Annotated in this window: 6 protein-coding genes and 1 pseudogene; 4 read left to right on the top strand and 3 right to left on the bottom strand. The window is 52.2% G+C overall.

The features are described 5' to 3' along the window. Positions 1 to 191: 191 nt before the first annotated feature. Positions 192 to 674 carry an adenosine-specific kinase gene (locus IGR76_12080; protein MBF2079227.1) on the top strand — a complete coding sequence of 161 codons (483 nt, stop codon included), beginning with the start codon at positions 192 to 194 and terminating at the stop codon, positions 672 to 674. Between the two features lie 88 nt (positions 675 to 762). After that, positions 763 to 1,164, top strand: a complete 402-nt coding sequence (locus IGR76_12075; GenBank protein ID MBF2079226.1) for a peptidoglycan-binding protein — start codon at positions 763 to 765, stop codon at positions 1,162 to 1,164. Here IGR76_12075 and IGR76_12070 read toward each other — a convergent pair. From IGR76_12070 to IGR76_12060, 3 genes and pseudogenes are all read right to left on the bottom strand, one after another. Then, a pseudogene (locus IGR76_12070) lies at positions 1,150 to 2,160 on the bottom strand (SMP-30/gluconolactonase/LRE family protein). The gene IGR76_12075 and the pseudogene IGR76_12070 overlap by 15 nt on opposite strands. A gap of 37 nt (positions 2,161 to 2,197) precedes the next feature. Further along, positions 2,198 to 4,756 carry an HDIG domain-containing protein gene (locus tag IGR76_12065; protein MBF2079225.1) on the bottom strand — a complete coding sequence of 853 codons (2,559 nt, stop codon included), beginning with the start codon at positions 4,754 to 4,756 and terminating at the stop codon, positions 2,198 to 2,200. A gap of 157 nt (positions 4,757 to 4,913) precedes the next feature. Continuing rightward, positions 4,914 to 5,948, bottom strand: a complete 1,035-nt coding sequence (locus IGR76_12060) for a hypothetical protein (protein MBF2079224.1) — start codon at positions 5,946 to 5,948, stop codon at positions 4,914 to 4,916. Positions 5,949 to 6,149: 201 nt separating this feature from the next. Between IGR76_12060 and IGR76_12055 the strand changes: the two genes are divergently transcribed. Both IGR76_12055 and IGR76_12050 read left to right on the top strand, forming a co-directional pair. Further along, positions 6,150 to 7,028: a peptidoglycan-binding protein gene (locus IGR76_12055; protein MBF2079223.1), complete on the top strand. Its 879-nt coding sequence runs from the start codon at positions 6,150 to 6,152 to the stop codon at positions 7,026 to 7,028. 735 nt (positions 7,029 to 7,763) lie between these two features. Continuing rightward, a partial coding sequence (locus tag IGR76_12050; protein ID MBF2079222.1) for a hypothetical protein occupies positions 7,764 to 7,986 on the top strand: 223 nt, incomplete at its 3' end.

Raw genomic sequence — 7,986 nt, 5'->3', positions numbered from 1 at the left:
CTCATCTGAATTCTGCTTGCTGCTTTCCTTTTTGGATCAATTGGATAAAGTCGAGCTAAGAGTGTCATGAGTGTTGCGTCGCTGTATGTTGCTGTATAAGGAAATGTGTAGGGCATGAAACCGACGTTGGGGCGATCGCCGAGAATAAAAAGTAGCTCCATAGCTGTCGCCGCTTAAGCTGAGGTTATTCAATGGAAATCAAAACAGTTGCGATCGCCCTGCCTGAAGGCAGCAACCTCATTTTTGGCCAAACCCACTTCATCAAAACGGTTGAAGACCTATACGAGATCATGGTCAGCAGTGCAGCCCAGGCGAAGTTTGGCATCGCGTTTTGTGAAGCATCTGGCCCGTGCCTCATTCGGGTCGTAGGCAATGATTCCGCTTTACAAATAGCCGCTACTGAAAATGCTCAGGCCATTGCGGCGGGGCATAGCTTTATTCTGTTCATGAGAGATGCGTATCCGATTAATGTCCTCAACGCCATCAAACAGTGTCCAGAGGTTTGTACAACCTACTGTGCGACGGCTAATCCTGTGGAAGTCGTTTTGGCCGAAACTGCGCAAGGTCGAGGAGTCTTAGGGGTGATCGATGGATTCTCTCCCAAAGGAGTTGAGGGGGATGATGATGTGCGGGAACGTCAAAGTCTGCTGCGCCAGATTGGATATAAACTGTAGAAAAAGGAAAGCGGTGATGAATAGTGGCCCAACATTATCTAAAGGCTCTACAGGTAACGACGTTCGTCGTCTACAGCGATTATTCGTAATGACCAAAATCCTAGACTATCAACAAATTGATGGAATATTCGGTGCTAAAACAGAACAAGCGGTAAAAGACTTTCAGCTTTCCCAGGGGTTAACGGTAGATGGCATTGTGGGAACCATGACCTGGGCAGCTTTACCCCCAGACCCCGGCACCGTCCTCCTCCAAAAAGGGATGAGCGAATCGACCGTTGTAGCGCTGCAGAATGGACTTAAGCGAATCCAAGGGATTGATCCGGGAGCAGCCGACGGCATTTTTGGCCCCAAGACGGACGCTGCCGTCAAGTCCTATCAATCGCAGCGGGGTGTCGTTGTCGATGGAATGGTGGGCGATCGCACATGGTGGGTACCTGCTGGAGCAGCAGGTGCTACATTGGCATCCTTGTGTGGTTTAACAACGGTTTGATCGGATCGCTTGCTTCAACCTCTGTCGCAACTTTCTAAAGACATGAGTTGCGATTCCCACAAATTTTGTAGAAACGCGAAATAGATAACCGGCGGTGTAACACGGTTGAGTCGCCTTCGGATCTAAACCAACCGAGGCAGAGGTAACGTAGAGATCGGTCAAGTCCTGTCCCCCAAAGGTGACACAGGTAGGGCGCGACACAGGCATCTCTACTCGAAAACGCTCGTTTCCGCTCCTGTCAAAGCAAGCGATACACCCTCCGTCCCAAAGAGCAGACCAAAGATTTCCCTCTACATCAATGGCTAGACCATCTGGCTCTACGGCTTCATGACTCAAGTCTACAACGACACGACGATCGCGAAGGGATCCAGTTTCTCGATCAAAGTCGTAGGCATAGATCTGGTGCTGAGCAGAATTTGTTAGATAAAACGTCGTTTCGTCGGGACTCCACCCCAATCCATTTGAAATCGTCAGCTCTGTTTCCATCCGGTGCAAAGATCCATCCGGATCGTAGCGATAAAGTGCGGCTTGGCCTGCGGTGTCGCTAAGTGAACCGATCCAAAAACGTCCTTGGGAATCGCACTTGCCATCGTTTAAACGAGTATCGCCTGGATGGGGAAACTGAATTTTGTAAAGATTGGAGAGTTCGCCGGTTTGGATATTGAAAAAGGCAAGGCGATCGCGCAATGCAATCAGGAGCCGATCCCGTCCCGCTAAAGCGATCGCACTTACGACGTCGCCCACATCAAAATAGCGATCGCTTCCCGTTGTCGACTCAAAGAGATGGATCCGATGGTTGTATAGCTGTTGCCAGCTAGCTTAGGACATGGACATTTTGGTGGGGCGGCTTCGCCGCCCCACCAAAATGTCCTAACCGATATGGCTAGCGCTATAAATATCAACCCAAAACAACCGTTGGTGCTCCGCATCCCAAACTGGGCCTTCACCTAAGCGGGCGCAGGCAGTAAGTACATTTTCAACAGACCATGAATTCATACCTTCTGTAGGCCAGTCAAACTAGAGGGGCGATCGCCTAAGCCTTAAGCGTGGGAGAGGGGGCATTCGGACTCATAGCCGCTTTAGGATAGGGAATCCGCTGATGATTGAATTGCAGCCATACCTGCACAAACACCTCCGCAATCTTCGCCATCTCCTCGCGGGTTAGCCCAGAGTCCACAAGCTGATTATCCTGCCAACGTGCCCGCAAAATTCGGTTAACCATGGCTAACGCCTCCTCCGGTGTGGCATCCTTGAGCGATCGCAGCGCCGCCTCGCACGAATCCGCCAGCATCACAATCCCCGTCTCGCGCGACTGTGGAATCGGGCCACTGTAGCGAAAATCCGCTTCGTTAATCACCAAGTCAGGATTTTCCTTCGCTTGCTGCACGGCCTGGTAGTAAAAGTACGAAATCTGCATGGTGCCCTGGTGTTCGGGAATGAAGTCCTGAACGGCCTTGGGTAGGCGGCACTTCCGAGCCATGACCAGTCCCTCACTCACATGCCGCTTAATAATGCCTGCACTGACCCAGGGATCGGCAATTTCGTCATGTTTATTCGGCCCCCCCATCTGATTTTCGATAAACCCCAGGGGATCGTGCATTTTACCCACATCATGGTAGAGCGTTCCGGTGCGTACCAATTCCACATTGCAACGCCCCAGTGCCCTTGCTGCTGCTTCTGCGAGGGTCGCGACAAACAGCGTATGTTGAAACGTGCCTGGTGCCTCCGAGGCGAGGCGCTTCAGCAGAGGTCGGTTCGGGTTCGATAACTCCGCTAAGCGGGTCGGGGTCACCAGATCAAACAAATTCTCCAAGTAAGGGCTGATGCCCAGGGCGACCACACTCCAGGCAATACCGAGTAACGCTTGAATACTCGCCGCCGTGAGCACGGAGTACCACACCGGAGCCGCCGAGCTTGACAGAATCAGGCTAATCAGGAGGTACACTACGCCTTGGGTAATCCCAACGCCCAAGCCCAGGAATGCTAGCTCCTCGCGCGATCGCAACCGTCCAGCTAAGGCCGCACCCACCAAACCACTGACGCTACTCGCAGCCAACGCCGACCAGGCCACATCCATCCCAATCGGCAGCACAATACTGAGCAATCCAATCACGGTCACGCCCAACGGTGAGCCATAAAAGCTGCCAATCAAAATCCCGATCGCGGGTAAGGTTGCCAATTCTACATTAAAAATGGCGACCAACGGCACACTCAAGACGAGCAGCAAAATCAGCACATGATCTTGGGGACGTAATCCGGGATGGAAACATTGCTCTACTACCCAAAACACAGCGATCGATCCCCCAATGAGACCCGCAAACCCGACCAACGCCAACACATTGATGCGCCGCCGACTCATGCCAAAGTGATCCAACAGCACAAAGTCAGCCTGTCGGATTTCCTCGCCCGCCTGCACAATCACCTCCCCTCGGCGGATGCTCACGGTCTCTGGCTCCACGGCTTCTGCTGCCTGCTCCGCCCGGAGCTTCGTTTGTTCCGGATCTTTAATCAAGTTCGGCTTCAGCACATTAATCAGCATCGCGCTGGCTAGTGGCTCGGTGTCTGACGGAATATCCCAAAGCTGCACCCGCACTGCTTCGTCCAGAATGGAGTTGGGCAACCCGGGTGGAATACCTTGGGTCAGCATCCGCTCCAGGGTTTCCCGGACGGCCAGCTTTGTTTCGAGCCAGTCTTCGTTGGTTAAGTCCAACAGCATGGTGCTGTAAGCCTGAAATCCGTCGATTTGGGCAAACAGCTCTGAATTGAGTACCTTGATCGTGCTGCTGTAGCGCTGGCGCGATCGCGCAATCAGACTTTTCAACGCCTGCCACTCATCCGCAGCATGGTTCCGTCGATAGTTTTGTAGCTCAATAATCGCCAGTTCCTTAGAGGCCACCACAGGCCCTTCTTTTGACGGCGTTACTGAAGAGGCGCGATCGCTAGAAATCGCCTGATCCGATTCGACGGCAGCCACCACCGCCCGCCATTCCCATTCCTCGGCTCGACGCAAATAGCGCTGGGTTGGTGTTGATAAGGAACCCGAATCCACAAAAGGGAAATTGCCCGCCTGAACGCGCAGTTCTTCCCCGCGATCAATCAACCGTTGAAAGGCTTGATAAATGCGTTGATTGACACTGAGATCCACCATTAATACGGGAACAGCTCCCGTTCGCGCTGCTTCTCGGTTGGCTTCTGTGGTTTTTGTGTCTTCAACAATGGCATCACTGGGAGCCCGCAGGGTTTGAGGGGCAAAGCTACCTACCGCAAGCTGCGGTTCGTTATAAAACCGATAGCCGATCGCACTGGTCAGCGATAGAACTGCCGACGCTAATACAACGGAATGGGACAACCGACGCTTGGGACCCTTGCGACGCCGAGACTTGATGGATGTGACGATCGCGCTAACCTGTTCCCGATCCAGGTTTTGAAGACGATGCAGGGGTTGGTGCGTCTTCAGGTATTGGTGATATTGCTTAAGTTGGGTTGACACGAATTGCGCCGAATGGCTCAAGTGCTCTTGAGACTTTCTAACGAAGGCGGAATTTCGATAACACCGGTCAAGCTGTCGCGAGAGTTTTCGAAATGATTTCATGCCAATACCAAAAGGGTCTTAAATCGTTGATGAATACCCAGAATGGGATGCATCAAATCAGAATTTCAACCGAACATTCGAATACACAGTCTGAATACGCACACATTGGTATGAGTATTAGTATATCGAAGCCAAAACCGGAGAACCATCGTCCTGATCAAGCCTGCTTGGGCGGATGACGCAAACGTCCATAGGTTGGCGGTGATGCGATCGCTAGCGTCGGCATTGAGGTGAAAAAGTAGCTACATTGATCGGCTCCTGCCCACCGAGCGAAGAGTTGATCCACCCATTGCAGCACATCGACTTCGGACACCACATTCCAATACGTTCCCAAGTAATCTGGTGGTACACCCTGATGCGAATGATGAGCCGCAGGCGTTAAGGAATATCTCCACGCTAGCGGAATCCCCTCTAGCCCATTGTAAGCGCCTACAATCATCCCAGTCATGAGACCCGCAAACCGACGGAAATCTTTAAAAATAGGGGGACTCTGATGATCCGCCGATTGCAACATTTGAATGCGTTGGAGTGCTAGCGACGGGTGTTCGAGACTACTCAACGCGGCATAGAGTGCGATCGCCACCGTCTGTGCCACAGTCTTTAGTGCCGGAACGGCTGAAGGTTCAGGTGATTCAAGCTGGTGCACCATGATAGTCGCGATCGCTAACGGTTGCCGTTCAGCCAACATTGCTTCAAGGCAGGATAAATAACTATCCATGAGCTCTGGCGATCGCCCCAGCGTTTCTAGCATCTGCCGCACGGTTGCGATGGCGGTGAGCGGCTGAAAGCACTGCTGCAAGATCCCAGACATCACGATCGCAAGAATGAGTACCCCCTCTTCTACCGCTCGGACAATTTCCATCGACTCTGCCGCCAACTTCGGGCACCACTGGGGACGCTGGGCCGCCAGATAGCGCTGCAACTCCAGCAAATCATCATGAAAAAAAATAGCTCCCGATACTCCGAAAGTCAGTTGAATCAACGTATCCGACGCGAGGGATTGCCCAATCCAACGGGAGACAGCACCGAAATCTGGATCCTGCCCGATCAATGCCTGCGTATGGGAAAGGGCGATCGCCCCCAGGGGTAGCGCTGTTTCCTGATCAAGGGAGGAACGCCCAGACGCCAACACATCCCCCAGGACTGCCCCCAAATATGCGCCGCGAAATTGATTCAGTAAAGATTGGTGCATCGTTAGCGTTTTATCCCTGTGCGGAAACTATTCTAGGGGCACAGGCGTCCTATCGATTGATTCGACCATGCCCAATTCTGCATCGTCAAGCGCAAATTCTAAGACTTGGCTTCCCAAGGCGATCGCTGTGAGATTCGCTTGCAGGAATTTTTATGGGCATTATCGCTAACCCTTGAGGATATTGACTGAGGAGACGTATTCATGGCAAGACGCTTGATCCATCAAGCTGTTCATCGCATAACAACAAGCAAGCGAGAACGGTCAATCCCTCCGGCTACATCACGGCTCCCCATCGGTTTGCCGCAGTGGGCGCAGTGGGGGCTTAGCCTGGCTGGATGTTTAGGGCTTACCGCGACCCTGAGTCCGGCCTACGGTCAAGATGCTGTCCCCACCCCGTCGCCCGCCGAATCCCCAGCGGTTGCGCCATCAACCCAAACATCTATTGTTCGCCCGACGCTACGCATTGGCAGCCAAGGTGACGACGTGAAGCAACTCCAAGCCATGCTGCTGCTGTTAGGATTTTATGATGGCGCGGTGGATGGGCTGTACGGAACGAGTACAGCGATCGCCGTTGCTGACTTTCAAGAGGTCGCGGGGTTGACCCCCGATGGCATTATGGGCAATGCATCCTGGGGGCGTCTGTTGCCCTCCGTCGCGGATCTGTCACGGGAGGCGATCGCCAGTACGGAGAGCACTCCTCCCGCTGAGACGCAACCTCCAGCGCAGACGCCAGAACCCCCCGTAGCCGAAACGCCTGAAGCGGCTGAAACACCTGCTTCACCCAGTGCTACTCCAGAGGAACCGGAAACACCTGAAGCCCCCTCATCCGAGTCTACTGAAGCCTCCCCGTCTACGCCCTCGTCGGAATCTGTTGATCTCCCCATTTTGCGCATGGGAATGCAGGGGCCTGCGGTCGAACGGCTGCAAGAGCGTCTGCAAGCCCTTGGATTTTACACAGGAGCCATTGACGGAATTTTCGGAGAAGGAACGAAGTCTGCCGTTGAAACGGCTCAGCGCAACTACGATATTTATCCAGATGGCGTGGTAGGGCCAGTCACGTGGGCGGCGCTTTTACGGTAGGAGGAACTATTCGCCTAGCAGATTTAGGTTCCATGATCCGCAATGTCAACAAATATCTTGCAAAAATTGCGGTCTATCACTATAAATGAAGAATCGTAACTTCACGGGTGCAATCTCAAAACAAGGGTGCTAATTTGAAAGCAGGCACAAACAGGTTGATGGTTTCAAAGACCTGACAGGGCAAGGACTTGAGCGAGTGCCTCCGGCTCACTTCCAAGCAACTCTCTCCTGGATTCTATCGATCCAAAAATGCGAGGTTGCTGTATGCGATAAGTTGATGTAGGTTTCTTTCACTTCGAACCTAAGCCGCGATCGCATCCCGCGCCTAAGCTCACTAGCCTCCTAAAGAGACTGGGTCGTAGTCAAAGAAGGGTAGTTGTTGTTTGTAGAACACCCTAGTAATTTTTGAATTTCGCTAAACGCTTTCTATTTCGTTTTTTCTACTGAAGTAGTTCGTTCAATTGAGCAAGTTCAACTAAGTGTTTAGGGGTCAGTCCAAAGGGGCTGCCCCCCCATTTTTTGGTTGGATAATAGGCGCTTAAGTTTCCAATTTAGGAATTGCCCACTGATACGTGCATCATTCAGTACGTAGTGTTATAACTGTTCTCAAAGTGCGCTGAGCAGGGTTCAGCATACCAATCAAACACTTTTAGCTTGCCATCAGGGGGGTAGCCGAATCACCATACCGATTTGGCGTGTGAATGCTTATTGTCATCGTTTTTAAGGCGCATGTCTATGGAACTATTGCTTACGATTGCGGCTCTCGGCCTTATCGCTGCGTGGACAGATTCTGTTTTTCAGAAACCCAAAAAGAAAGATCCCCCGAAAACTCCAGAACAAGAATTTGGAGAAGCGGTAGGCAAGTACATTTCTAAAAAAGGAGCCAAAATCAAAATTTTAGAAAATGAACTACCCCGCCGCAAGCGGACGGGGTATCAGAATCAAAAAAGAGCAAGTT

Source organism: Synechococcales cyanobacterium T60_A2020_003 (genome assembly GCA_015272205.1).
Lineage (GTDB): Bacteria > Cyanobacteriota > Cyanobacteriia > RECH01 > RECH01 > JACYMB01.
This window is presented reverse-complemented; position numbering and strand designations above follow the sequence as displayed.

Excerpts from the sequence above, each read along its gene's own strand:
- IGR76_12060 (MBF2079224.1), bottom strand. The coding sequence starts at position 5,948 with ATGCACCAATCTTTACTGAATCAATTTCGCGGCGCATATTTGGGGGCA.
- IGR76_12065 (MBF2079225.1), bottom strand. The coding sequence starts at position 4,756 with ATGAAATCATTTCGAAAACTCTCGCGACAGCTTGACCGGTGTTATCGA.
- IGR76_12075 (MBF2079226.1), top strand. The coding sequence starts at position 763 with ATGACCAAAATCCTAGACTATCAACAAATTGATGGAATATTCGGTGCT.
- IGR76_12080 (MBF2079227.1), top strand. The coding sequence starts at position 192 with ATGGAAATCAAAACAGTTGCGATCGCCCTGCCTGAAGGCAGCAACCTC.
- IGR76_12055 (MBF2079223.1), top strand. The coding sequence starts at position 6,150 with ATGGCAAGACGCTTGATCCATCAAGCTGTTCATCGCATAACAACAAGC.